The organism is Pseudarthrobacter sp. YAF2 (genome assembly GCF_052113345.1).
In the GTDB taxonomy this organism is placed as follows: Bacteria; Actinomycetota; Actinomycetes; order Actinomycetales; family Micrococcaceae; genus Arthrobacter.
Window position 1 is genome coordinate 93,738 of the sequence record NZ_JBFRDA010000009.1, and the last position, 25,409, is coordinate 119,146.

At 65.9% G+C, this 25,409-nt stretch carries 22 protein-coding genes and 1 riboswitch; of the genes, 13 read left to right on the plus strand and 9 right to left on the minus strand.

What is annotated here, in order from left to right:
• Positions 1-73 precede the first annotated feature (73 nt).
• From AB4Y79_RS10960 to AB4Y79_RS10975, 4 genes are all read right to left on the minus strand, one after another.
• Positions 74-1,168 (minus strand): substrate-binding domain-containing protein, encoded by a 1,095-nt coding sequence (locus AB4Y79_RS10960; RefSeq protein ID WP_441861400.1) that lies wholly within the window; start codon positions 1,166-1,168, stop codon positions 74-76.
• A 49-nt stretch (positions 1,169-1,217) separates the two neighbouring features.
• Entirely contained in the window at positions 1,218-2,501 is a 1,284-nt protein-coding gene (mmsB, locus tag AB4Y79_RS10965; protein WP_441861403.1) for a multiple monosaccharide ABC transporter permease, read from the minus strand.
• 45 nt (positions 2,502-2,546) lie between these two features.
• Positions 2,547-4,106, minus strand: coding sequence for a multiple monosaccharide ABC transporter ATP-binding protein (gene mmsA, locus AB4Y79_RS10970; protein WP_441861406.1), 1,560 nt, complete (start codon positions 4,104-4,106; stop codon positions 2,547-2,549).
• 131 nt (positions 4,107-4,237) lie between these two features.
• A complete protein-coding gene (locus tag AB4Y79_RS10975) occupies positions 4,238-5,428 on the minus strand; it encodes an ROK family transcriptional regulator (protein WP_441861409.1) in 1,191 nt (396 codons plus the stop codon).
• A 237-nt stretch (positions 5,429-5,665) separates the two neighbouring features.
• On the opposite strand from AB4Y79_RS10975, the gene AB4Y79_RS10980 reads away from it, so the two are divergent.
• The gene (locus AB4Y79_RS10980) at positions 5,666-6,595 is read left to right on the plus strand and encodes a nitrilase-related carbon-nitrogen hydrolase (protein WP_441861412.1); all 930 of its coding nucleotides are present in this window, start codon (positions 5,666-5,668) and stop codon (positions 6,593-6,595) included.
• Here the strand turns inward: AB4Y79_RS10980 and AB4Y79_RS10985 are convergent.
• Positions 6,592-8,208, minus strand: a complete 1,617-nt coding sequence (locus AB4Y79_RS10985; RefSeq protein WP_441861415.1) for a PucR family transcriptional regulator ligand-binding domain-containing protein — start codon at positions 8,206-8,208, stop codon at positions 6,592-6,594. The genes AB4Y79_RS10980 and AB4Y79_RS10985 overlap by 4 nt on opposite strands.
• Before the next feature lie 172 nt (positions 8,209-8,380).
• On the opposite strand from AB4Y79_RS10985, the gene AB4Y79_RS10990 reads away from it, so the two are divergent.
• Both AB4Y79_RS10990 and AB4Y79_RS10995 read left to right on the plus strand, forming a co-directional pair.
• Entirely contained in the window at positions 8,381-9,907 is a 1,527-nt protein-coding gene (locus tag AB4Y79_RS10990; protein ID WP_441861418.1) for an amino acid permease, read from the plus strand.
• Complete coding sequence (locus AB4Y79_RS10995; protein WP_441861421.1) at positions 9,904-11,637, plus strand: FAD-dependent oxidoreductase; 1,734 nt, start codon at positions 9,904-9,906, stop codon at positions 11,635-11,637. The genes AB4Y79_RS10990 and AB4Y79_RS10995 overlap by 4 nt, the downstream gene beginning before the upstream one ends.
• Positions 11,638-11,653: 16 nt before the next feature.
• Here AB4Y79_RS10995 and AB4Y79_RS11000 read toward each other — a convergent pair whose 3' ends face one another.
• Genes AB4Y79_RS11000 through purU form a run of 3 tightly spaced genes read right to left on the minus strand, consistent with a single transcriptional unit; the run spans position 11,654 to position 13,791 of the window.
• The gene (locus AB4Y79_RS11000) at positions 11,654-12,172 is read right to left on the minus strand and encodes a gamma carbonic anhydrase family protein (RefSeq protein WP_441861424.1); all 519 of its coding nucleotides are present in this window, start codon (positions 12,170-12,172) and stop codon (positions 11,654-11,656) included.
• A gap of 4 nt (positions 12,173-12,176) precedes the next feature.
• Positions 12,177-12,881 carry a class I SAM-dependent methyltransferase gene (locus tag AB4Y79_RS11005; protein ID WP_441861427.1) on the minus strand — a complete coding sequence of 235 codons (705 nt, stop codon included), beginning with the start codon at positions 12,879-12,881 and terminating at the stop codon, positions 12,177-12,179.
• A 49-nt stretch (positions 12,882-12,930) separates the two neighbouring features.
• The gene (purU, locus tag AB4Y79_RS11010) at positions 12,931-13,791 is read right to left on the minus strand and encodes a formyltetrahydrofolate deformylase (protein WP_441861430.1); all 861 of its coding nucleotides are present in this window, start codon (positions 13,789-13,791) and stop codon (positions 12,931-12,933) included.
• A 43-nt stretch (positions 13,792-13,834) separates the two neighbouring features.
• A riboswitch (ZMP/ZTP riboswitch) is annotated at positions 13,835-13,920 on the plus strand.
• Between the two features lie 148 nt (positions 13,921-14,068).
• On the opposite strand from purU, the gene glyA reads away from it, so the two are divergent.
• The 10 genes from glyA (at position 14,069) to AB4Y79_RS11060 (ending at position 23,001) form a co-directional block, all read left to right on the plus strand.
• Entirely contained in the window at positions 14,069-15,367 is a 1,299-nt protein-coding gene (gene glyA / locus AB4Y79_RS11015; RefSeq protein ID WP_441861433.1) for a serine hydroxymethyltransferase, read from the plus strand.
• Between the two features lie 3 nt (positions 15,368-15,370).
• Positions 15,371-16,273: a bifunctional methylenetetrahydrofolate dehydrogenase/methenyltetrahydrofolate cyclohydrolase gene (locus tag AB4Y79_RS11020; protein WP_441861436.1), complete on the plus strand. Its 903-nt coding sequence runs from the start codon at positions 15,371-15,373 to the stop codon at positions 16,271-16,273.
• 179 nt (positions 16,274-16,452) lie between these two features.
• Positions 16,453-17,589 (plus strand): sensor histidine kinase, encoded by a 1,137-nt coding sequence (locus AB4Y79_RS11025; RefSeq protein WP_441861439.1) that lies wholly within the window; start codon positions 16,453-16,455, stop codon positions 17,587-17,589.
• Positions 17,586-18,251: a response regulator gene (locus AB4Y79_RS11030; RefSeq protein WP_441861442.1), complete on the plus strand. Its 666-nt coding sequence runs from the start codon at positions 17,586-17,588 to the stop codon at positions 18,249-18,251. Before AB4Y79_RS11025 ends, AB4Y79_RS11030 begins: the two co-directional genes overlap by 4 nt.
• A 150-nt stretch (positions 18,252-18,401) precedes the next feature.
• Positions 18,402-18,719, plus strand: coding sequence for an SHOCT domain-containing protein (locus AB4Y79_RS11035; RefSeq protein ID WP_441861445.1), 318 nt, complete (start codon positions 18,402-18,404; stop codon positions 18,717-18,719).
• A 75-nt stretch (positions 18,720-18,794) separates the two neighbouring features.
• Positions 18,795-19,358 (plus strand): hypothetical protein, encoded by a 564-nt coding sequence (locus AB4Y79_RS11040; RefSeq protein WP_441861448.1) that lies wholly within the window; start codon positions 18,795-18,797, stop codon positions 19,356-19,358.
• A gap of 10 nt (positions 19,359-19,368) precedes the next feature.
• Positions 19,369-20,202: an exodeoxyribonuclease III gene (locus tag AB4Y79_RS11045; RefSeq protein ID WP_441861450.1), complete on the plus strand. Its 834-nt coding sequence runs from the start codon at positions 19,369-19,371 to the stop codon at positions 20,200-20,202.
• Between the two features lie 16 nt (positions 20,203-20,218).
• Entirely contained in the window at positions 20,219-21,262 is a 1,044-nt protein-coding gene (trpS, locus tag AB4Y79_RS11050) for a tryptophan--tRNA ligase (protein WP_441861453.1), read from the plus strand.
• A gap of 4 nt (positions 21,263-21,266) precedes the next feature.
• Positions 21,267-21,971, plus strand: coding sequence for a 2'-5' RNA ligase family protein (locus tag AB4Y79_RS11055; protein WP_441861456.1), 705 nt, complete (start codon positions 21,267-21,269; stop codon positions 21,969-21,971).
• 121 nt (positions 21,972-22,092) lie between these two features.
• Positions 22,093-23,001: a YihY/virulence factor BrkB family protein gene (locus AB4Y79_RS11060; protein WP_441861797.1), complete on the plus strand. Its 909-nt coding sequence runs from the start codon at positions 22,093-22,095 to the stop codon at positions 22,999-23,001.
• Between the two features lie 17 nt (positions 23,002-23,018).
• On the opposite strand, the gene AB4Y79_RS11065 is transcribed toward AB4Y79_RS11060, so the two are convergent.
• A complete protein-coding gene (locus AB4Y79_RS11065) occupies positions 23,019-25,280 on the minus strand; it encodes a hypothetical protein (RefSeq protein ID WP_441861459.1) in 2,262 nt (753 codons plus the stop codon).
• Between the last annotated feature and the right edge of the window lie 129 nt (positions 25,281-25,409).

Below are 25,409 nucleotides of genomic sequence, written 5' to 3' on the forward strand. Positions count from 1 at the left end.
CGCGGGAAAGCCCGGCCCCACGAAGGGACCGGGCTTTCCTGTTGCCGGATTATCCCGGCTCTTATAAAGGGTGCTACTTGGTGATCGGGCCGAGTACAGGGTCGTCCGTGTAGGCCGTCTTCACGTTGGCGGCGGTCACGATGACCGGCTCCAGCAGGTAGGCGGGAACAACCTTGTTGCCGTTGTTGTAGGACTTGTCGTCGTTGACCTCAGGCTTCTTGCCGGCCTGAAGGTCCTTGACCATGGTGATGGCGTGCTCGACGAGCTTGCGGGTGTCCTTGTTGATGGTGGAGTACTGCTCGCCGGCAAGGATGGACTTGACCGACTCAACCTCGGAGTCCTGGCCGGTGACGACGGGGATCGGCTTGCCGGCGGCCTTGACGGAGGTCAGGATGGCGCGGGCCAGGGTGTCGTTGGGGGACAGGACGCCGTCAACATTGGCGCTGCTGTAGCTGCCGCTGAGCAGGGTGTCCATGCGGCGCTGGGCGTTTTCAGCCTTCCAGCCCTGGGTTACGGCCTGCTCGAAGCTGGTCTGTCCGGAGACAACCTTGAGGGTGCCGTCGTCGATCTTGGGCTTCAGGATGCTCATGGCGCCGTCGAAGAACACCTTGGCGTTGGCATCGTCCGGGGAACCGGCGAACAGTTCGACGTTGTAGGGGCCGGTCGGCTTCTTGGCCTTGAGTCCGTCCAGCAGGGCCTGGCCCTGGAGAACGCCGACCTTGAAGTTGTCGTAGGCCACGTAGTAGTCCACGTTGGCGGTGTTCAGCAGGAGGCGGTCATAGGCGATGATGGTGGCGCCGGCGTCCTTGGCCTGCTTGAGCTGCGTACCCAGCTGGGAGCCGTCGATGGCGCCCACGATAATGACCTTGGCACCCTTGGTGACCATGGCGCTGATCTGGTTCTGCTGCTCCGAGACGCCGCCGTTGGCGAACTGGACGTCAGCCTTGAACCCCGCGCCGTTGAGGCCGTCGTTGAACAGCTTCTCGGCCAGGACCCAGTTTTCACTGGTCTTCTGCGGAAGCGCGACGCCGATGGAGGAGCTCTGGTCGAACCCTGCGGCGCCGCTGCTGGAACCACCGGATGGCTCCGAGCGTCCACAGCCCGTCAGCGCCAGTGCTGCGATGGCAGCAACTGCTGCGGCCTTTCCTGCATTACCAAACATTCGCATTGTTGGTTCTCTTTCTTTGTGTGATGGAACAGTATTCAGGCTGCAAACTTCAGGCTTCCCTGGCGATCGCTTCCTTGGTGGAGGTTGTTTCGTCAGGCTGGATGGGGCTGCTGGGACCCGAGGTGTTGCGGTTCATGTTCCGGGTCAGCATGCCGATGATGGACCGCTTGCCCTGCGACTTGTTGTAGACGTCGAACGCTACGGCGATCAGGAGCACCAGGCCCTTGATGATCTGGGTGAGGTCGGCGCCGACGCCGAGGAGCTGCAGCCCGTTGTTGAGCACCGCCATGACCAGGCCACCGATGATGGAGCCGACGACCGTACCCACGCCGCCGGTTACAGCAGCGCCGCCGATGAAGACTGCGGCAATGGCATCCAGTTCCCAACCAACGCCGTCAAAGGGGCCGGATGCGGTTGAGCGGCCCACGAAGATCATGCCCGCCAGGCCGGCCAGGATGGACATGTTCATCATGACCAGGAAGTTGACCTTCTTGGACTGGACACCGGAGAGCTCGGCCGCATGGCGGTTGCCGCCAACAGCGTAGACGTGGCGGCCAACGACGGTGCGGGAAGAGATGAAGCCGTAGATCAGTACCAGGACGGCCAGGATGAGGCCGGGGATGGGGAACGAAGTGCCGGGCCGGCCCGTGGCGAACAGGTAGGTGGCGTAAAGGATGGCGGCGCAGATCAGCACCAGCTTCAGCACGGTCACCCACATTTCCGGGACGCCGGCGCCCAGTGCCTTGGCCCGTGCCCGGGCGCGAAGTTCACCCACCACGACGAAGACCGCAACGGCTATGCCCATCAGGAGTGTCAGGTTGTTGAACCCGGTGTCCGGTCCCACCTCGGGAAGATATCCGGAGCCCAGGTACTGGAAGTCTTCCGGGACGGGAATGGTGTTGGACTTGCCCACGAACTGGTTGAAGCCGCGGAACAGGAGCATGCCGGCCAAGGTGACGATGAAGGCAGGGATGCCCACATACGCCGTCCAAAGGCCCTGCCACGCTCCGATCAGGGCTCCGAGTACCAGGCCCAGAAGCACGCCGGCATACCAGGGAATTCCCCAATCCCGGATCGCCAGGGCGACGCTGACTCCGACGAACGCCGCGACCGAACCGACAGAGAGGTCGATGTGCCCGGCGATGATCACCAGGACCATGCCGATCGCCAGGATCAGGATGTAGGAGTTGCCGTTGAAGAGGTTAATGACGTTGCCGGGAGTGAGGGTGCGGCCGTCAGTGAAGATTTGGAAGAAAATGATCAGCGCAACCAGGGCGAAGATCATGCCGAATTGGCGGGTGTTGCCGCCAAACAGCTTTTTGAAGGCGTTCATGGTGTCAGTCCTTGTGTCCGGAAGGTTCTGGGGATCGCCAGAAGGTCAGGCGGCTTTTCGGGTAGCGGAGGTCATCAGTTTCATCAGGCTTTCCTGGCTGGCCTCGTCTTTGTTCAGGACGCCGGTAATGGCGCCTTCGAAGATGGTGTAGATGCGGTCGGACAGGCCCAGGAGCTCGGGAAGCTCCGAGGAAATAACGATGACGCCCTTGCCCTGGTTGGCGAGCTGCTGGATGATGCCGTAGATCTCATACTTGGCGCCGACGTCGATACCGCGGGTGGGCTCGTCGAGGATCAGCAGGTCGGGGTCGGTGAACATCCACTTGGCGAGGACCACTTTCTGCTGGTTGCCGCCGGAGAGCTTGGCAACGCCTTCCTCGACGGACGGCGTCTTGGTCCGCAGCGACTTGCGGTACTGCTCCGCAACCGTGAACTCCTGGTTGGCGTCCACCACGAAGTTGTGGCTGATTTTGCGGAGGTTTGCCGCCACGGTGGTGGTCTTGATGTCATCCAGGAGGTTCAGGCCCAATGACTTGCGGTCCTCGGTGACGTAGCCCAGCCCGGCGTCGATGGCATGCCGGACGTTCTTGAGGACCACTTCCTTGCCGTCTTTGTAGATGTGGCCGTCGATGAAGCGGCCGTAGGACCGGCCGAAGACCGAGCGGGCCAGTTCCGTTCGCCCGGCGCCCATAAGCCCGGCGAAGCCGACGATTTCCCCGCGGCGGACGAAGAAGTTCGAGCCCTTGCACACCAGGCGGTCCTGGATGGCCGGGTGGCCAACGGTCCAGTCCTTGACCTCGAAGAACACCTCGCCGATCTTGGGCGTGTGGTCCGGGAAGCGGGATTCCAGGGTTCGGCCCACCATGCCCTTGATGATCCGGTCCTCGTCCACGCCGTCCTTCTTGACGTCCAGCGTCTCGATGGACTTGCCGTCGCGGATGATGGTGATCGAATCGGCGACCTGCTCAATTTCGTTGAGCTTGTGCGAAATGATGATCGAGGTGATGCCCTTTGCCTTCAGGCCCAGCATCAGGTCCAGCAAGTGCTGGGAGTCAGACTCGTTGAGTGCGGCAGTGGGCTCGTCCAGGATCAAAATCTTCACGGACTTGTTCAGCGCCTTGGCAATTTCCACCAGTTGCTGCTTGCCGACGCCGATTTCCTTGATGGGAGTGTCCGGGTCATCCCGCAGGCCCACCCGTGCCAGCAGGTCCAGGGACCGCAGCCGGGCCTCGGCCCAGTCGATGATGCCCCGCTTGGTGGGTTCGTTGCCCAAGAAGATGTTCTCCATAATGGACAGCTCGGGGATCAGCGCCAGTTCCTGGTGGATGATGACGATTCCGGCGTGCTCGCTGGCCCTGATGTCCCGGAACTGCTGGACCTGGCCTTGGTAGACGATGTCGCCGTCGTAGGTTCCGTAGGGGTACACGCCGGACAGGACCTTCATGAGGGTGGACTTGCCGGCGCCGTTTTCGCCGCAGATGGCGTGGATTTCGCCGGCCTTAACCCGGAGGCTTACGTTCGACAAGGCTTTAACGCCAGGGAATTCCTTGGTGATGGACCGCATCTCGAGGATGATCGGATCCGTATGCGTGGTCTGGGACGTCATGAGCCCTAACCCTCCAATGCAATGACTTCTTTGTCCGGCCGGCAAAGCGCAGGGCCGTCTGAACCAAAAGTAAACTGGATCACAGCTGTTGTCGTCAAGTCTTTAACGCAATTGCCGGATAACGAAATGGTCTACGACCTGCGGATACCTGCATGCTGGAACACCAAAGCGGCCGCTCCCAGGGCTTCGGCGCGGTCGCCCAGCGACGACATGGCCAGGGTGGTGGTTTCGCCGATCACCGGCACCGCGTGCCGGATCAGCCCCCTGCGGATAGGGTCCAGCAGGATGTCGCCGAGGCCTGCCAGCGGGCCGCCCACCACGATGACTTCGGGGTTGATCAGGTTGGCCACGTTGCCGAGGGCGCGACCCACGGCCAGGCCCGCGTCGTCCACCACGCGGAGGGTTGCGGAGTCCCGGTTCAAGGCTTTCCTGACGATGTCGGCTGGGGTTAACGGCCGGTCCTCGCCGCGGCTCAGGAGTTCGATCATAGTGGTGGTGGACGCGATGGTTTCCAGGCATCCGCGGTTCCCGCAACTGCACACGAGCCCTTGCTCGTGGATGGTGGCATGGCCGATTTCGCCGGTGATTCCCACGTTGCCGTAGTACGGCGCTCCGTTGAGGATCAAGCCGGCACCGATGCCGGAACCGATCTTCAAGAACAGCAGGTTGCTGACCCCCGAGTGCTGCCCCCACGTGACTTCGGACCACGCACCCAGATTCGCGTCGTTGTCAACAAATACCGGGATTCCCAGGGTTTCCTCGAGGTGCTGGAGGATGTTGATGCCCACCCATTCGGGAAGGATTGCCCCCTGCGCGACTGTACCGGTCCGACGGTCTATGGGGCCTGGAATTCCGACGCCGGCGCCCACCATGTAGCTGCGTTCCACCCCGCTTTCCCGGAGCAGTTTGTCCAACAGTTCCACCGCCGCCTGGATGCCGTCGCCTGCCTGGTGGCCGAGCGGGAGCAGTACGGATTCTTCGGCAATGACGTGGTAGCTGAGGGAGGCAAGGACCACCCGCAGGTGCCGGCGGCCGAAGTCAATGCCGACCGCAACGGCGCCGTTGCTGTTGAGCCGCACGTTCAGTGCCCGGCGGCCGGAACTGGTAATAGGTTCTGTGGAGGCCAGGCCGGAGTCCAGCATGATTTTGACGATGTTCGAGACGGTGGCCGTGGACAGCCCTGTCTGCCGGGCGAGCTCCGCCTGCGTGGACGGACCCCCCATAAGTGCCTCAATGATCCGCTGCTGGTTCAGCTGCCGCAGGGCTGACTGCGAGCCGGGGTTCTTGGGCTTGCTCCTCGTTGAGCGCGTGGTTGCGGACATGCTAAGAAGATTGCCCTATCGCTGCTCTTGCAGTCAAGAAGTTAACGCATACGACCAGAGTAGGTGTACGGAAAGGGCGGCGGGGCGGGGCCGCTTGAGACATCCGTGCATTCCGTCCCGATGCAGGGGTGGGCGGGTCCAAACGACCCAGCGCCTTATCCCCGTGGCTGGCTACGCTGGAGGGAGTGAACAGCCCGGCCGGTCCACTCCGCATGGATAGGCATACAGAAGGTGGTAATGATGCTGCTGTCCGTCCTGCAGGCGAATGCTGCGGTCCTGGACGTTGATGCCAATCTCCGGACCATTGATGAGGCCGCCGGCCAGGCCGCCCGCGCCGGCGCAGGCCTGCTCCTGACTCCGGAGCTGTTCCCCGTGGGCTACGCTCCGCTGCGGCTGCGAAACGAGTTCGACCCGGCAACCCTTCCCGCCATCCGCGAAAGGCTCGCCGGAATCGCCCGCCGCAACGGGATCGCGCTCGTCTACAGCCTTCCGGCCGAAGCCGCCGAACCAGCCGAAGCAGCGGAAGCCGACGGGACCGCCGGGATCGCCGTCGTCAACGGGGGCGGCTCATCCCGGGACATGGGCCGCGCGGGCTCTGGCGACTGGAACATATCCGCGTCCCTGGTCGATGCCACCGGCGCGGAACTCCTCCGGTACGCCAAGGTGCATCTCTTCGGCGACGAGGAACGCAAGGCGTTCGTTGCGGCCAACGAGCCGCCCGCCGTCGTCGACTTCCTCGGCGTCCGGACCTCGCTGCTGATCTGCTACGACATCGAATTCCCCGAAGCCGCCAGGGCGGCTGCCGCCCGCGGCGCGGAGCTGCTGCTGGTGCCCACCGCCTTGTCGGCGGGTTTTGATGCTGTGCCCCAGGTGCTTGTCCGTGCCCGCGCGCTGGAAAGCCAGCTGACCGTGGCATACGCCAATCACTGTGGCACCGAAGATTCTTACACGTTCGGCGGGGGAAGCGTGGTGGCGGGCCCGGATGGCCGCCTGCTGGCCGAAGCGGGAAACGCTCCGGAACTGCTTTTCGCCACGGTGGATCCGGATGCTGTCCGCGCCGCCAGGGACGATGTGCCGTACCTCAGGGAGCGCCGGCCGGAGCTGTACCGCGAGTGGGAGGTTGGCCTTGCGCCCGAACCTGACCGGCCCGCGGAGAACCTGCCCTAACCGTTGCCCGCCGTCCCGTCGGTCACCCCGTCCACGTACTGCAGCGCGATCCACAGCTCTGCCCGCACCTGCGCCTGGTTCAGGTCCATTCCGAGCAGGTCGGCAAGGACCCCGATCTGCCGCCGCACACTGTTCCGGTGAAGCCCCAGGAGCTTGGCGGAGCCGTCCCAGCTGCCGTTCTCGGTGAGCCAGCCGCGCAGGACTGCCAGCAGGGGATCGCGCCGGTCCGGTTCCAGCGCCAGCACTGGATGCAGGAGCCGTTCCGCCAGCATGGTCCCGGCTTCGCGGCCCAGCAGCCCGGCCACTGACCACTGAACCTCGTCGGCGCGGACGCTTTGTCCACTTCTCTGCACTTGGCTCCGCAGGGAGCTGGCACCCTGATATGCGGCGGCCAGTCCGGTGAGTTCGGTGGGTTCGCCGATCACCAGGCGCCAGCCGAGTTTCTCGACCTCGTCGAGCAGGGAATCGTCCACCCTCAGCCTGGTTATTGCGGCGAATCCGTAGTCGGTGATTTCCACCAGCTTGGTGTCGAACAGCCGCCGCCACTGCAGGAGTTCCCTGACCGGGCTGTCGCCCGCAGGCCACTCCGGCGCGTCCATCTTGATGCCCTGCACTACCCGCATGGCCGCGGACCGGGTGGAGGTAAGGCTCTGCGCCATCAGGTCCCGGAGCGCGTTCAGGTGCCTGCTGCCCCCGGTAGTGAGGCTTTCGGGGTGCAGCAGGACAGCCGTGGCCAGCTGGCTGGGGGCCAAGGAGCCGCTGGTGCGCTGCCGTACCAACAGTTCGAGGAGGCCGACGGCGGACTGGACCACGTTGTTCTGCGCCGGCGTCAACGGGGCGTCCGAACCGAGGACCAGGGCGCCCAGGTTGGCATCCTTGGTGCTGCGCAGCGGATGGCCGACCACCAGGGCCGAGCCGGGCTGGCCGAACCCGTCCATCTCCACCCGGGGGCCGCTGCCGGACAGCAGGCGCTTAAGCATGGGTTCCAGCAGGGAAAGTTCGACGGCGGGGCTGCCGCCACCGCTGGTGCCGCGGGCCCGGATCCGGCCGTCCGCTCCCACCATCACCGCCCAGACGGGCACGCGCTGGACCAGTGCCGCCAGCAGTTCATGTTCCGGCCTGGGGGAGAGGACTGCGCGCATTAACTGCCGGTTGGTCTCTGCCAGTTGCCGGAAGACCCTCGCATTGTCGGACTCAAGAAGCTGCGAGAACTGAAGGCCAATGGCCGCGAAGGGGAGTGATTCCGGCACTTCGAACAAGGTGAGGTTATGCCGGCGGCACGCATCGATGACTACATCCGGAACGGCGTCGAAGTACGGCCTGATTCCGAAGCCCAGGGCGGCCACCTTGGCGTCCACCAGCCGCCGGACGTACGCGTCCACGCTGGCGGCCGCTCCGCCGTCGCCCAGGAACGGAAGGCCCGCCGTCAGCAGGAACTCACCCTCCGGGAGGTAGGGCGTCGGATCCTCCAGCTCACTGGGCTCAACCCACCGCAGCAGCCGTCCGCCGCTGCTGCCGTCGTGGAGCGTCGTCAACAGCGGCGGCAGCTGGTCAAGGAACTGTTGCAGGGTGACGAAGCTCAGCCGACTGGTGGCCGCGGGCTCAGCAGGCATGGCTCTTCGAGGCGGCGCAGAAGCCTGGCCGGGCCGCCGCAACCGTGGTCGGATATTGTGCATAAAGTCTCATGCCTGGCTACTATAGGTCATTTTGCACCGTCCTGAGAGTTGGCTCACATGCCAACCTTGGTGAGGGGAAACCGACAACTACTCTGAAGGGACGTCAACGGTGACTGTGCCTGTGACCACCGAGAAACCCATTGCGCCAGCAGCATCCCGGCCGCGGCTCGCGGACCAGCTCCTGCGCCGCAAACCGATCGGCCAGATGGTCAGTGAAGCCGGAAGCGGTGAGGGCGGCACCGCGCTGGTCCGCAGCTTCGGCGTCCTCCACCTCACCATGATCAGTGTTGGCGCCACGCTCGGGACCGGCATCCTGGTGATCCTTGGAGAGTCAGTCCCGCTGGCCGGGCCGGCCATCTGGATCTCGTTCGTCATTGCCGGCGTAGCCGCTCTGCTCTCCGCGGTGTCCTATGCTGAAATGGCCGGCCTGGTTCCGGTGGCAGGCTCCAGCTACTCCTATTCCTACGCCACCATGGGCGAGGGCATGGCATGGATCTGCGGATGGTGCCTGGTCCTTGAGTACGCCGTCTCCGTGGCCGCAGTGGCTGTCGGTGCCGGCCAGTACGTCAATGAAGCACTGGCGGCGTTTGGGCAGGTGCTCCCGGATGCTATCTCCCAGCCTCCCGGCGACGGCGGACTGGTGAACATTCCGGCGGTGGCCATCGTGGTACTGGCCATGGTCCTGCTGGTCCGCGGTGCCCGGGAAAGCGCCTGGATCAACACGGCCGTCGTCATCATCAAAATAGGCATCCTGCTCTTCTTCTGCGCCGTCGCCTTTACCGCCTTCAACGCGGGTAACTTCGAACCGCTCCTGCCCATGGGAGCCGCCGGTGTTTCCGCAGCGGCCTCGCGGGTGTTCTTCTCCTACATCGGTTTTGACGCCGCCTCCACCGCCGGCGAGGAGGCCAGGAACCCCAAGCGCGACCTTCCCCGGGCCATCCTGCTCTCCATGGTGATCGTCACCAGTGTCTACGTCCTCGTGGCGGTCGCCGCCATCGGCGCCCGGCCCTGGGGCTGGTTCGACGGTACCGAGGCCGCCCTCGTCCAGATCCTGGAGGAGACCACCCACCAGCCATGGATTGCCCTGGTCTTCTCCATTGGCGCCGTCCTTGCCATTGCCAGCATCGTCCTCACGGTGCTGTACGGCCAGACGCGCATCCTGCTCTCGATGTCCCGGGACGGCCTGGTGCCCAAGGTCTTTGGGCGTGTCTCCGCCCGGACCGGCACCCCGGCCGCCGGAACCCTCATTGTGGGTACCGCCGTCGCCCTGACCGCAGGACTCGTGCCGCTCGGCGCGCTGGCGGATGCCACCAGCATCGGAACGCTGTTCGCTTTCGCCCTGGTCAACATCGCCGTCATCTACCTGCGACGCAACCGCCCCGACCTGGAGCGCAGCTTCCGGGTGCCGCTGTACCCGCTCACGCCCGTGCTGGGAACGCTCATGTGCGCCTACCTGATGGCGAACCTCGGCGCCGATACATGGGTTGTCTTCGGCGCATGGATGCTGGTGGGAATCGCCATCTACTTCGGCTATGGACGCCGGAACTCCAAGGTAGCGGCCCTGAGCGAGCTCGACTACCGTGAACTGACCGCCAAGGCCCCGAGCCAGGAACCTGTGAAAGCAGAACACTCATGACCATCGCCACCGAATTGCCGGCTTTTGATCCCTCCAGCACCTCCAGCCGGCAGGAGGCAGCACCAGGACCGGGGGCCGGCGGCCAGGCACCCATCACCATGCTGAACCCCGACTTCCCGTTCAGCTACGACCACTACCTGGCCCACCCGGACGGCATGGGATCGGTCCCGCCGGAGTTGCACGGCACCGAAGTGGCAGTGATCGGAGCCGGGCTCTCCGGCCTGGTGACGGCCTACGAGCTGATGAAGCTTGGCCTTCGCCCGGTGGTCTACGAAGCAGACCAGATCGGCGGCCGGCTCCGCACCGCCGCCTTCCCGGCGGCGCCCGGAGTGGTGGCAGACCTCGGCGGCATGCGTTTCCCGGTCTCGGGAAAGGCCTTCTACCACTACGTGGACCTGCTCGGCCTGGAAACCTGTGACTTCCCCAACCCCCTCGCCGAGGCCACCTCCAGTACCGTGATCGAGCTGGCAGGCAGGAAGCACTACGCGGAAAAGCCGGGCGACCTTCCGCCCTTCTTCCGTGAGGTTGCGGACGCCTGGAAAGCGGCTGTCAACGACGGCGCGAAGTTCGCGGAGATGCAGGACGCCATCCGCTCACGCGACACTGCCAGGATCAAGGAACTGTGGAACGAACTGCTGCCCCTGATGGATGAGCAGACCTTCTACGGGTTCATCGCCGCGAGCGACTCATTCAAGAAGGCAGGGTTCGCGCACCGGGAAGCCTTTGGCCAGGTGGGATTCGGCACCGGAGGCTGGGACACGGACTTTCCCAACTCCATCCTGGAGATCCTCCGTGTGGTGTACACCGACGCGGACGACCAGCACCGGTTCATCCGCGGGGGAGCGCAGCGACTGCCCGAGGCACTCTGGCAGCACGCGCCGTCGGACCTGGTGCACTGGCCCGCCGGCACCTCCCTTGCCTCGCTCCACTCCGGCTCGCCCCGCGGCGCCGTGGGGAAGATCAGCCGGGACCCGGACGGGAACCTGCGGATCCGTGAACGCTGGGGCCGCGAGGCCAGCTACCCGGCAGTGGTGAGCACGTGCCAGTCATGGCTGCTGTCCACCCGCATCCACACCGAGGAAGCGTTGTTCCCCGCCGAACTGTGGACCGCGATGGAGCGCTCGCACTATATGCAGTCGTCCAAGACGTTCGTCATGGTGGACCGGCCGTTCTGGAAGGACACCGACCCGGAAACCGGCCGCGAGGTCCTGTCCATGACCCTGACGGACCGGCTGAACCGCGCCACCTACCTGCTGGACAACGGCCCGGACCAGCCCGCCGTCATCCTGTTGTCCTATACATGGAACGACGACGCCCTGAAGTGGCTTGCCCTGGACGCGGACGAGCGCGTGGAACTGATGCTGCACTCGCTGGAGCAGATCTACCCGGGCGTGGACATTGCCGGTCACATCGTGGGGCAGCCCATTACCGTGTCCTGGGAGGCGGACCCCAACTTCATGGGTGCCTTCAAAGCCAACCTGCCCGGGCACTACCGCTACCAGCAGCGGCTGTTCACGCACTTCAAGCAGGACGCGCTGCCGGAATCCCAGCGCGGGATCTTCCTGGCCGGCGATGACGTCTCCTTCACTGCCGGCTGGGCGGAAGGCGCCGTCACCACCGGCTTGAACGCGGTATGGGGCGTGGTGAACCACCTGGGCGGCTCGTCAGCTCCGGGCAACCCCGGCCCGGGCGACCTGCTCGACGAAATGGGGCCAATCAGCCTGGACTGACCCAGCGGGGACTGCGTCAGGCATGCAGCTCGCGGTGTTTCGCCGCGAGCTCAACGTACCGGGCAGCGTTGGCGCGCACGCCGTCGAACTCCTCCTCCGTCAGTTCCCGGCGCACCTTGGCCGGGACCCCCGCAACCAAGGAGCGTGGCGGAACCACTGTCCCCTCCAGGACGACGGCGCCGGCCGCCACCAGCGAGCCGGTACCGATCACGGCACCGTTGAGGACCGTTGCGCCCATCCCGATGAGGCAGTCGTCCTCCACGGTGCAGCCATGCACGACGGCGGCGTGCCCCACGCTGACCCGGTCGCCCACCGTGCAGGGGAAGCCGGGGTCGGCGTGCAGCACCACGTTGTCCTGCAGGTTGCTGCCGGCACCCACGGTGATGGCGGCCGTGTCGGCGCGGACGGATACCCCGTAGAACGCGCTGGAGTCTGCGGCCAGGGTTGCATTGCCGATGATCGACGCCGACGGGGCGATGAACGCTGATTCATGGACGGCAGGGGAGTTGCCGCCGAAAGGGTATAGAGGAGCCATGGCTTCACCCTAAGCCACCCCTGTATACGTCCGCTCCTGCGCCCATTGCGACTGGGGTGCGGAGGACCAGGAACTGGTAGTGCTGCGTCCAGGCGCCACGCCCCGGGCCGGACTCGTCCCCGCTGCCTTCCGGCCAGGTCCGGAAATGCTCCACCTCGCCGTGCACACCAAAAATTGTCCGTACGGCGGCATCGCTGCGGCGGCTGAAGAACCGCCGCGGTTCCTCAAGGTCTTCCGGGTTCAGCAGTTCTTCATCCTCGCCGGACCAGAGGCCGACGGCGATTGGCGCTCCCGGTGCGCAGACGCGTACCAGCTCGCTGACGACGTCGTGGATGCCGGCGTTGGGCACATGCAGGAGGGTGCTCATGGACCAGGCGGCGGAGAACGAACTGTCCTTGAAGGGCAGGCTCCGTCCGCTGGCAACGGTGGCGTCCAGCCCTTTGGCCCGCGCCCGGCGGACGCTTTCGCCTGACAGGTCGACGCCACAGTAGTGCAGTCCCGCGCCGACGAACTCGAGGCCTTCGTCGCCGGTGCCGCAACCAAGTTCGACCACCGAATGCCGCTGCTCGTCCTTGAGCAGCCGGATGAACCACGCGCGGCATTCGACCCGGTGGCGCGTCCTGCACCTGGAGTTCGGCGCACCGGCGTATCGGTCGTAGAACGCGGCCAGGGTGGCCTCGTGATCCCCGGAACCCGGATTGACCCGCATGGCGCCAGCCTATGGCCGGGGCGTTGCCCGGCCTAGGGCGGAACGTCCCTTAGTTGAAGACCACCGTGCGGTTGCCGTCCAGCAGCACGCGGTGCTCGGCATGCCACTGCACGGCCTGGACCAGGGTGCGCCCCTCCACGTCGCGGCCCATCTGGACGAACTGCTCCGCCGTGCGGGCGTGGTCCACCCGGATGACTTCCTGCTCGATGATCGGTCCCTCGTCCAAGGCTGCCGTCACGTAGTGGGCCGTGGCGCCGATCAACTTCACACCGCGCGCATGGGCCTGGTGGTACGGCTTGGCGCCCTTGAAGGACGGCAGGAACGAGTGGTGGATGTTGATGGCCTTGCCCGTCAGCTCGGTGCAGAGCTCGTCGGAGAGGATCTGCATGTAACGGGCCAGGACCGTCAGTTCGATGTCGTGTTCGGCGATGATGCCGCGCAGCTTGTCTTCCGCCTGGGCCTTGGTGTCCTTGGTCACGGGAATGTAGTGGAACGGGATGCCGTAGAACTCGGCGAGCCCGGCGAGGTCCTGGTGGTTGGACACGATGGCGGGGATCTCGACAGGCAGGGTCCCGGAACGCTGCTGGAAAAGAAGGTCGTTGAGGCAGTGCGCGGAGGTACTGGCAAGCACCAGGGTGCGCACCTTGTCGCCGACAGTATTGAGGCTCCACTGCATGGAGAACGCTTCCGCCACCGGCTCAAGGGCCGCAAGCAGTTCGGGCTTTGGGGCGGGCGTGGTGACCTCCACGCGCATGAAGAAGTTGCCCGTTGTGGGGCTGCCGTACTGCTGCGAATCCGTAATGTTGCACCCTGCCACCAGGAGGGCGCCAGCCACTGCGTGGACGATTCCGGGGCGGTCCGGGCAGGACAGGGTTACGACGTACGCTTGGTTCAGCTGCTCTTCATTCACGCGTAATAGCCTACCCGCGCGGCGGGCGGTGGTTTTGGTAGGCTGGGATGGTCGCAACTGGCGTTGGGTGGCTAACCACCAGGGAGCGGCAATCACGAAGACCACGGATCGTACGCCTGGGCCGAGGGTCATGTTTTGCCGGTTGTGGGGCTGCTCCTGCGTCAGTGCAGCAGCACCATGCCTTGTGCTTCCACGCACTGTCATCAACACGGTGCGGGGGCACGACAGCCGGTAGCCTGACCTAAGCAGTGCCCATATCCCTAGCCAGGAGTTCTTCGTGACTACTACAGCCACCTCAACCACAGCCGTCAGCAACCAGCCGCTGGCTGAGCTCGACCCCGAAATCGCCGCAGTCCTGGACCAGGAGCTTGGCCGCCAGCGCGGCACCCTGGAAATGATTGCTTCCGAGAACTTCGCGCCGCGCGCCGTGATGGAAGCCCAGGGCTCCGTCCTGACCAACAAGTACGCCGAGGGCTACCCCGGCCGCCGCTACTACGGCGGCTGCGAGTACGTTGACGTCGCAGAACAACTGGCCATCGACAGGGTCAAGGCCCTGTTCGGCGCCGAGTACGCCAACGTCCAGCCGCACTCCGGCGCGCAGGCCAACGCTGCCGCGCTCTCCGCCATGATCACCCCGGGCGACAAGATCCTGGGCCTGTCCCTGGCACACGGCGGCCACCTGACCCACGGCATGAAGCTTAACTTCTCCGGCAAGCTGTACCAGGTTGCCGCGTACCAGGTCGAGGAAGACAACTTCCGCATCGACATGGACAAGCTGCGCGAGCAGGCCATCGCCGAAAAGCCGCAGGTCATCATCGCCGGCTGGTCCGCCTACCCGCGCCACCTTGACTTCGCCGCCTTCCGCTCCATCGCCGATGAAGTGGGCGCGCTGCTCTGGACCGACATGGCTCACTTCGCCGGCCTGGTTGCCGCCGGACTGCACCCCAGCCCGGTGCCGTACTCCGACGTCGTCACCTCCACCGTGCACAAGACCCTCGCCGGTCCCCGCTCGGGTGTGATCCTGGCGAAGGAACAGTGGGCCAAGAAGCTGAACTCGAACGTCTTCCCGGGCCAGCAGGGCGGCCCGCTCATGCACGTCATCGCTGCCAAGGCCGTGGCCTTCAAGATCGCCGGCACGCAGGAATTCAAGGAGCGCCAGGAGCGTGTCCTCGAGGGCGCCAAGATCATCGCCGACCGCCTGAACCAGGCTGATGTCGCCGAGGCAGGCGTCTCCGTCCTCACCGGCGGCACCGACGTCCACCTGGTGCTCGTTGACCTGCGCAACTCCCAGCTGGACGGCCAGCAGGCCGAGGACCTCCTGCACTCCGTGGGCATCACCGTCAACCGCAACGCCGTGCCGTTCGACCCCCGCCCGCCGATGGTCACGTCCGGGCTGCGCATCGGCACCCCGGCACTGGCCACCCGCGGATTCGGCGCTGCCGAGTTCACCGAGGTCGCCGAGATCATCGCCACCGCCCTCAAGGCAGGCAACAGCGCCGACGTCGAGGCCCTGCAGTCCCGCGTTGACAAGCTGGCAGCCGATTTCCCGCTCTACCCCCAGCACGAGCAGTGGTGACCAATGACTGAAACCACCACCGCGCAGATCCTTGACGGCAAGGCCACCGCCGCTGCCATCAAGGCCGAACTGACTGACCGCGTGGCCGCACTCAAGGCCAAGGGCGTCATTCCGGGCATCGCCACGGTGCTCGTCGGGGCGGATCCGGCCTCGCAGCTGTACGTTTCCATGAAGCACAAGCAGTCTGCGCAGATCGGGATGAACTCCATCCAGCGCGAGCTTCCCACGGACGCCACCCAGGAGCAGGTGGAGGCCCTCATTGACGAGCTCAATGCGGACCCCGCCTGCCACGGCTACATTGTGCAGCTGCCGCTGCCCAAGCACCTGGACACGGACGCCATCCTGGAACGGATCGACCCTGCCAAGGACGCCGACGGCCTGCACCCCACCAACCTTGGCCGGCTGGTGCTGAACGTCAACCACAAGATCACCACGCCGCTGCCGTGCACGCCCCGGGGCGTCATCGAGCTCCTCGAGCGCAACGGGTACAGCCTGGCCGGCAAGCACGTTGTGGTGGTGGGCCGCGGCGTCACGATCGGCCGGTCCATCGGCCTGCTGCTGACCCGCCGGGACGTCAACGCCACAGTGACCCTGACCCACACCGGCACCACCAACCTCTCGGAACTGCTCCGGCAGGCGGACGTCATTGTGGGTGCTGCCGGCGTCAAGCACATCGTCAAAGCTGCGGACGTCAAGCCTGGCGCGGCGCTGCTGGACGTCGGGGTTACCCGTGAGACCGATCCGGAGACGGGCAAGAGCCGCGTCTACGGCGACATCGATCCGGCCGCCGCCGAGGTGGCGGGCTGGATCTCGCCGAACCCTGGCGGCGTCGGCCCCATGACCGTGGCGCTGCTGATGACCAACGTGGTAGAGGCGGCGGAACGCGCAGCGGGCATCCTGCCGTAGTCCCGCGACGAAGCGCACGACGGCGGCACGGCACCTTTCGCACGGAAGGCGCCGTGCCGCCGTCGGGCTTTAAAGTCCGCGACGATGCCGCAAAACGCAGCCCGCCTACTCCCTGGGCAGTACGGGGCGTACGCCGCCCATCTGACGACTTTCACCGCCCGCGGGCATAGGCTCGGTCCATGCAGCGCCGTTTCCGGGGACCGCCCACCGCCGTCATCGTGGTGGTGGTCGCCGTGATCCAGGTGGCCGGGTCGGCATTCGCTTCCTTGCGGCAACCCGGCCACGCGCCACTGGATCCCCTGGCGCTGGCGTTGCTGCTGCTTGGCCCCGCCGCCCTCGCTTTTCGCCGGCGCGCGCCGCTGGTGATGCTGCCCGTTGCCGCCGGGGCAACCGGAGCCTACCTTGCCCTGGGGTACGCGTGGGGTCCTGTGGTCCTCTCTTTCGCCCTGGCGCTGGTCCTAACGGCGGCGGCCGGAAAGCGCATGATGGCCTGGTCGGGGGCGGCGGCCGGAATACTGGTGTTGTTTCTTGCCGCCGCGCGCAGCGGCGATGAGGCGGCGTTCGTCCGGGCGTTTGCCGGGTCCTCATGGCTGGCCGTCCTGGTCCTGATCGGAGAAGGGGTGCGGTTCCGCGGCGAACGCGTGGCCGAACGGCACCGCCAGCAGGCCGCCGCCGAGCAGGCTGCCCGCGACGAATACCGGCTCGCCTTGGCGAGGGACATCCATGACGTGGTGGCCCACTCGCTGTCCCTGATCAACGTGCGGGCCTCGGTGGCGTTGCACTTGGGCGAGAAGGACCCGGCGCAGTTCCGCCCTGCCCTGGAGACCATCAAAGCAGCAAGTAAGGAATCACTGGCTGAAGTGCGCCAGCTGCTGGGCGTGCTCCGGGAAGATGTTCCGCTGAGCCCCACCACCCGGCCCAGCCTCGGCCGGGTCCCGGAAATCGTTGACAATGCGCGGCGGGCGGGGCTGAATGTCAGCCTGCAGGCCGACCCCGGAATGGAAAACGTCCCGGGAACAGTGCAGGAAGCGGCGTACCGGATTGTGCAGGAGGCACTGACCAATGTTGTCAGGCATTCCGGTGCAGGGACGGCCCAGGTCTCAGTCCACGCGTCAGGAGGGGAACTGCTGGTGATTATTGACGACGACGGCGCCGGTGCCGGCGCAGCGCCGGAAGGTAACGGCATCACCGGCATGCGGGAGCGGGTGGTGGCTTTGGGCGGGGGACTTAAGCTGGGGCCGGCGCCGTCCGGTACAGGCTGGCGGGTCCGCGCGGCCCTCCCGCTGGCGCCAAGTGCAGGGCCGACTCCAACATGATCAGCATCCTGCTGGCTGATGACCAGAACCTGATCCGTGCGGGCTTCCGGGCGCTGCTGGACGCCGAAGCCGACATGAAGGTCGTAGCCGAATGCGGCACGGGGCGCGAAGCGGTGCGGCTGGCCCGCCAGTATCATCCGGACGTCGTCCTGATGGATATCCGCATGCCGGACGGCGATGGCCTGGAAGCAACGCGGCAGATCCTCACCGATTCTGCGCTGCCAGGTACCCGGGTGGTCATGCTCACCACCTTCGAGCTGGACGAATACATCGCCGAGGCCGTCCGGGCAGGTGCCGCCGGTTTTCTGGTCAAGGACACTGAACCGGCCGAGCTGCTGCGCGCAGTCCGCATAGTGCACGACGGGGACGCGCTGCTTTCGCCCTCGGTGACCCGGCGCATCATGGCCCAGTTGGCACGGCACTCCCGGGCCGCCGAACAGCCGGTGGCACTGGACCGCATCACCGACCGGGAGCGGGAGGTTCTCCAGCTTGTGGGTGAAGGGTTGAACAATGCGGAAATTGCCGAGCGGCTGTTCATCACTCCACTCACGGCAAAGACGCACGTTTCGCGGATCATGGCGAAGCTTGTGGTCAGGGACAGGGTGCAGTTGGTGGTGCTGGCGTACGAATCCGGCCTGGTCCGGCCAGGCTGGACGGGCTGAGGCCGGTTACCGGGTGCAGCCGCCGGACTACCGGAGGAGTACGTGGCCCCGCACAGGTGACTCCCGCCGCCGGACGCGCCGGCAGGCGTCCCGGACGAGACTCGATACAAGGCCGAAACCACGGCCGGTCAAAGAGTCGGGAGATTGAACATGTTGCCTTCGCTTACCACCGCAATGTCCGCCGCAGCCTTGTCCGCGGCCGCGCAGGTGCCGGCCGATACGGTCGTCTACGGACCGTGGCACGGTGCCTTTTCCCCATGGTTCCTTTTGTTCCCTCTGTTCTGGCTCCTGGTCATCGCGCTGGTCATCTTCCTGGCCCGCAGGAGCTGGCGCAGGAACCAGCACTGGGCAGCCGGCCAGGGCGCCGAGGGAGTGCTGCGCGAGCGTTATGCCCGCGGCGAGGTGGACGAAACCGAGTTCCGGCAGCGCCTGGAGGTCTTGCGCAGCGGAGACCGACGGCAGAAGTGACCGGGCCGCTCCTGGGCTGTTCGCCGGGGGTGGAAGGGAGCCGGCGAAGGCCGCATCGTTTGAGACAATGGACGCATGCGATCTCTGGGTAACCCTTCCACTCCGTCCGCCCGCACCAGGGGCGGCTTTTCGATGTTCCGCATCAGCGGGCCGGGCCTGATGGTCCTGGTGACGGCGTTCGTCGTGGCCGTCCTCTTTGCGGCAAACCAGAACGACGTCGTGGGCTGGGTTGTTGCGGTCATCGCCGGCTTCTGGCTGGCGCTGGCTGCATTCGTGGTCTTCAGCATCCAAAGGGCCGCCAAGAAGGCCGGGGCGAAGTTTTCCGAGGCACAGAGCGCCTTCAACACGGCCACCGGCCGCGCCCCGGCGCCGGCGTCCGCTGATCATGGCGGAACCCGCGTGATCCACGAACGCTCCGAGGCGGATGAAGTGCGCGACCTCAAGCTCGACCACTCCTTCAAGATTGTCCAGGTGCAGGTCCGGGTGGTGGAGGAGGAGCGCGCCAAGGGTGCCGCCGCCAACCAGGACACCATCAACCGCGCCCTGGAGACCATCGAGATCACAGCCACCAATGCCCGGGACATGATCAAGTCCTCGGGCGGCAGCGGAGAGCCGGTCGCCGGAACCATCATCGACTAGAGTGGAGCGGGTGAGCTCGGCATTGAAGAAGGACCACCTTCGCATCGCATCCGTCAACGTGAACGGCCTTCGGGCTGCCTACAAAAACGGCATGGCCGCGTGGCTTGAGCCGCGGGAAGTGGACATTCTCTGCCTGCAGGAGGTGCGCGCCCCTGACGCGATCGTCCGGCAGCTGCTCGGGGATGACTGGCATATCCTGCACGCCGAGGCGGAAGCAAAGGGCCGTGCCGGCGTCGCCATCGCGTCCCGCCAGGAGCCCCTGGCCACCAGGAACGGCATTGGCGACGACTACTTTGCCACGGCCGGCCGCTGGGTTGAAGCCGACTTCCGTTTCCCGGACGCCGCCGGCAACCCCGTCCAACTCACGGTAGCCAGTGCGTATGTGCACTCGGGCGAGGTGGGGACGCCAAAGCAGGACGACAAGTTCCGTTTCCTCGACGCCATGAGCACCCGGCTCCCGGAGCTGACCAAGCACAGCGACCATGCCCTGGTGGTGGGAGACCTGAACGTCGCCCACACTCCGTTCGATATCCGCAACGCCAAGGGCAACGTGAAGAAGGCCGGTTTCCTGCCGGCGGAACGCGAACACTTCGATCGCTTCCTGGGTGAGGAGATCGGCTGGCACGACGTCCACCGCAACCTGGCCGGCGAGATGCACGGGCCCTACACCTGGTGGTCCCAGCGCGGAAAAGCCTTCGACAACGACACCGGTTGGCGCATCGACTACCACTTGGCCACCCCCGGGCTGGCGGCCGGCGCCCTGTCCGCCGTCGTTGACCGCGCAGCCTCCTGGGACACCCGCTTCTCCGATCACGCACCGCTGGTAGTGGACTACCAGCTCTAAGCCCGAAAGTTTTTCCATGACCAGCCAGACTTCCCAGACCGCCAAGAAGCGCATTCTCTCCGGAGCCAAGCCAACCGCCGATTCCCTGCACCTGGGCAACTACATCGGAGCCGTGCGCAACTGGGTGGACATGCAGGCAGAGTACGACGCCGTATTCTTCGTCCCGGACCTGCACGCCATCACGGTGGACTTCGAGCCCGGGGAACTCGCCAAGCGGACCCGCATTGTCGCGGCGCAGTACATCGCGGCCGGCATCGACCCGGACAAGAGCATCTTCTTTGTCCAGTCCCACGTCCCCGAGCACGCCCAGCTTGCCTGGGCACTGAACTGCATCACCGGCTTTGGTGAGGCATCGCGGATGACCCAGTTCAAGGACAAGACCCAGAAGTCCGGAGCAGATTCCGCCACGCTGGGCCTGTTCGCCTACCCCACCCTGATGGCCGCGGACATCCTGCTCTACCAGAGCGACCTCGTACCCGTGGGGGAGGACCAGCGTCAGCACCTTGAGTTGACCCGGAACCTGGCCCAGCGTTTCAACACGCGGTTTGGCCAGACCTTCACGGTGCCCGAGGCAACAATCGTCAAGGAGAGCGCCAAGATCTACGACCTCCAGAACCCCAGCGCCAAGATGTCCAAGACGGGGGAGTCGCCCAACGGCGCCATCCAGCTGCTGGAAGATCCCAAGATGGCGGCCAAGCGCATCAAGTCTGCGGTCACCGACGCCGGCACGGATATCCGTTTTGACGCCGAGGAAAAGCCCGGGGTGTCCAACCTGCTGACCATCTATTCCGCCCTCACCGGCAAGTCGGTCGCCGAGCTGGAAGCCGAGTACCAGGGAAAGATGTACGGCCACCTCAAGGTGGACCTCGCTGAGGTGGTGGTGGACTTCATCACCCCGATCCGCAACCGTACCAACGAGCTCATGGCTGATCCCGCCGAGCTCGACCGGTTGCTGGCCCTGGGCGCTGACCGTGCCCGCGAGATCGCGTCCGTCACCCTCGCGCGGGTGTACGAGCGCATGGGCTTCCTGCCCTCCCTCAGCCTCGCTGGAGTCCGCTAGCGCCATGTCTTCGAGAAACGCTACCGCCAGGGGAGGCGCGTCCTCCGCCAGCGAGGCGGAGCGGACCCTGGGTAACCGTTACGAAGACCAGTCGGGCCAGGACGCGGTGGCGGAGGACGACGCGGTCCGCACCGAAGACGTCAGCGTGGGCGTCATCCTGGGTTTCCCGGCCGAGATTGCCTCGGAGCTGCAGCGGTGGCGGGCGTCGTTCGGGGACCCGATGGCGGGAGTGATACCGGCACACATCACGCTGATCACCACCACGCCCACCCAGGATTGGGAGGCAACCCGCCGGCACGTCCGCGAGGTTGCCCGGTGCCAGAGGCCATTCATGGTCACTATCGCCGGGACGGGCACCTTCCGCCCGGTCTCGCCTGTTGTCTTCATCAAGGTCGAGGACGGGTTCGAGCACTGCGTGGATTTGCACCGCAAACTGCAGCAGGGTCCCCTGCACCGTGAGTTGCCCTTCTCCTACCATCCCCACGTCACGATTGCCCACGACGTCGCCCCGGAGAGCCTGGACGAGGCCGAAACGGCACTGAAAAACTATAAGGCAACCTTCCCCGTGGTTAGCATGGGACTCTATGAGCATGATGCCGACGGCATCTGGCAGCTACGGGAAGAGCTGGATTTTGGGACCGAAACTAACAACGACGCCGGCACCCCCTTCACGGACGCCGCCGCGGACACCGCAACGGACGCCGGCTGACCAGCAGCCCCTGCCTACCGAATCCGCCCGGCTGAAGCTGGACGTGATCCAGAAGCGCACGGAGTGGCACAAGGCGCGCCGATCCGGCGGCAAGGTCCCGGCCCTGCTGGCCTGGGTACAGTTGTTCACTGCCCGGCTGAACGTCCTGCGGCCCATGCGGGCGTTCAGGCACTACGGCCTCCATTACGGGCCGCTGATGAGCGCCGGCATCGGCTTCAACATGTTCTTCTCCATCACCGGCCTGCTGGCTACCGGCTTTTCCGTTGCGGGCCTGGTCCTCCGCGGCCAGCCGGTATTGCTGGACACCATCATCAGCAGCGTGGCCAGGAGCGCCCCGGGCCTGCTGAAGGTCAACGGCGGCGAAGGCCTGGTGGACCCCAAGGACCTGCTTGACCCCAGCGGACTCGGCTGGACGGCCGTGATCAGCGCCGTGGTCACGGTGGTTACCTCGCTCGGCTGGATCAACGGCCTCCGGGACGGACTCCGCGGCATCGTCGAGTTGCCTCCGCTGGTGGTCAATCCCATCCTGCTCAAGCTGCGGGACGCCGGGACCCTCCTGCTGCTGGGCGTAGCCCTGGTGATCAGTGCAGGCGCGTCGCTGGTGTTCGGCACCGCCGCCGGCTGGGTCGCGGATTTCCTGCATCTCAGCGATGCCCTCGCCGGCCCGCTGACCACGTCCGTCAAGATCGTGGTGCCGTTGGTCCTGAACTGGGTCACGGCGATGATCATGTTCCGGTTGGCTGCCGGGTTGAAGCTTTCCCGCCAGGCCCTACTCGAGGGCACCATCCTTGCTGCCGTGGGCACCACCGTCCTGCAGATCTTCAGCACGGAACTGCTGGGCGGTGCCAGCCGCAACCCCATCCTGGCACCGTTTGCCATCATCATCGGCCTGCTCATCTGGTTCAACCTGGTCAGCCAGGTCTATCTCGTTTCCGCGGGATGGTCAGCGGTGCGCGAGGCCGACCTCGCCTCCGATGGCAAACCCCGCAAGACGATCCTTGGCGCCCGCCGCGCGACACCCCAAACCTGACCCCGGCAAACGGGCTGCTAGGGCGACGCCAGCAGTCCTTCCCACCGCACCGTCCAGCCGGGCGGGAATCCGGGGGAGCGCCGGTCCGGCCCGTTGTCCCATCCGGCGGCCATCAATGCGGTGGCGGCGAGGAGGCCACCGTTGCCGGGCAGGTACAGCGGCAGGGAGTCAGTCTGGCGGTTGTGCCCGTTGGCCAGCACGGTATTCTTGCCCGCGTCCTGCAAAAGGGCGTCCACAGCGGCTTCCGGATCACCCAGGCGGGCAGCGGCCATGGCCATGACCGGGTAGTCCCAGCCCCAGGTGCTGTCCCAGTCCCAGCCAGCCAGGACATCGGCCAGCGTGGCCCGCATGGTGTCTGCATCAATGAGGTCCGTCCGGGGCAGGACCCCCAACGCACACAGCATTGATGGGTGGTCAGTCCTTATGGTGAACGGCTCCACGTCGATGGCGGCGTAGACGCCGTCCATCACCCGAGGCGGGACGAGTCCTCCGGCCACGTCCCGCCATGCCGCCACGGGTTCCAGGCCCAGCCGTTCCCGCCACGCGGCGGCAGTCCGGAGGCCCCACTGCCAGTACGCCAGCTCAAAGGTGGGATTGGTGACGGCCGCCCGGAGCGGGCCGTAGCTTTCCTGCGCCGGAATGAGGGGCGGCCCCAGTTCGAAGCCCCGCGCGGTGGGGTGGGCGAAGCTGGCCATGAACGCGGCCGACTCGAACACGATCTCCGCGAACTCCTCAAGGACGTCCTTGCAGGGATTGGCGCGGTAGACGAGTTCTGCCAGGTAGATGGGGTGCGGCTGCTGCCAGATCAGGAAGGTGCCGATCGGACTGGGGCTCTCCCGCCCGTCCGGGCCCACCTGCTTGGGCCAGCGGACGCCGTCGAACCCTTGCGCCCTCGCAGTCCGCCGCGATGTCTCCAGGATGGTGGCGTACCACCGCAGGGACGGCAGGAGGAGTTCGGCACGGTTCCAGAGGGCGAAGTGCGCAGCGTGCCACCAGTGCATCTCCAAATGGAACCGTCCGCGCCACGAATTGCAGACAAGTCCTGTTTCCTGGGGCGGGAGGGAACCCGCACAGTTGACGGCGGTCAGGTACTGGGAGAGGACAATGCGGCGCTCAAGCTCCTTGGCCCGGGCGTCCGCGGTCGCGTCCAGTTCCATGACCCCGCCCGTGGTCCAAAACCCTTCCCAATGGGTTGCAGAGGCAGCGGCGATGTTGCTGCCGGGGCCGTTGGCTCCCGGGAAAGGCCCGACGGCGGCACCGGCCTTTGCGTCTCCGTCCGGCAATTCAGCCGCCGGGAAAGCGACGTCCCGCGGGATGCAGTCACCGTCATCTGCCGGGATAAAGGCCACAGCCGCGTCAAGCGCAGCGGGACCTCCGGGGAGCGCGCTGATCCGGATGCGGTGCCTGCCCGTTTGTTCCACGACGAGTCCGCGGCCGGTGACCACCATCCGGTACCGGGAGTGGTCGAGTTCGCGGTGGACGGTCCAACTCGTCGAGCCGGGATGGATCACTGACGGGACAGCCTCCCCGAGGACGGTGGTGTGGGCCTCCGGACGGCTCCAGTCGGCGGCGTCGTGCCATGCCTCGGACCCGTAGGGAAAGTCAACGCAGATCACCAGCCCGTCGTGGAGGGCTGGTGATTCCACGTGGAAGCCCAGTTCATCGCGCCGCGGATGGCACGCGGTGAGGACGTTGACCGGCCGGCCGCCCAGGGTGAAGGCGCTGTGGACGGTGCCGGTCCACAAGTCGAGGGTCTGCCCGGTGCCGGCCACGTCCGCTCCGCTGATGGCCCGTTCGGTTGAGCCTGTTGCCAGCATGAAGCCGATGCGTCCCAGGTCCAGCCGGTGCGGGTTCGCCCGCAGCCATGTTTCGCCGGCGGAGGTGCCTGTCTCGCGGTCATTGACGATGTCTCCCACCATGTCCACATACGGCACCGGCCCGCGAGGGGAATCATAGGTAACGGTGGAGCCGGCGAGTCCGTAGGTTTCCTCTGTGGGGGTGGAATGCCAGCCCCATTGGGACTGGGTACCGAGGAGTGTCCCCGGAGGGAGGGCGTCGTCGCGTGCCCCCACCGGATACTCCGCCGGAAGAGACTGCACGCCGGTCAGGTCCATCGTGAAGGCAAACTCGCCGTTGCCTACTGACACCGGACTTCGCGGGTCCAGGGTCTGCTGGCTGACATTGTGCCGCCTGACCAGGGCCTTCCTGTCGATGGGCGCGTTGCTGCCTTGCGGGGCATCGGCCGGAACCGGGCGGGCGGTGCTGCCTTGGCTGTGCACGCTGAACGGCCTCCTGATGATTGGTGGATTGAAGCACGGGTGCAGGAAAAACCGCCTGGCCGGGAAGTTTCCGGAGCGGAAATTGCGCCGTGCAAGAAAGCGTTTTCCCACCCATTATCCTCTGGGTGC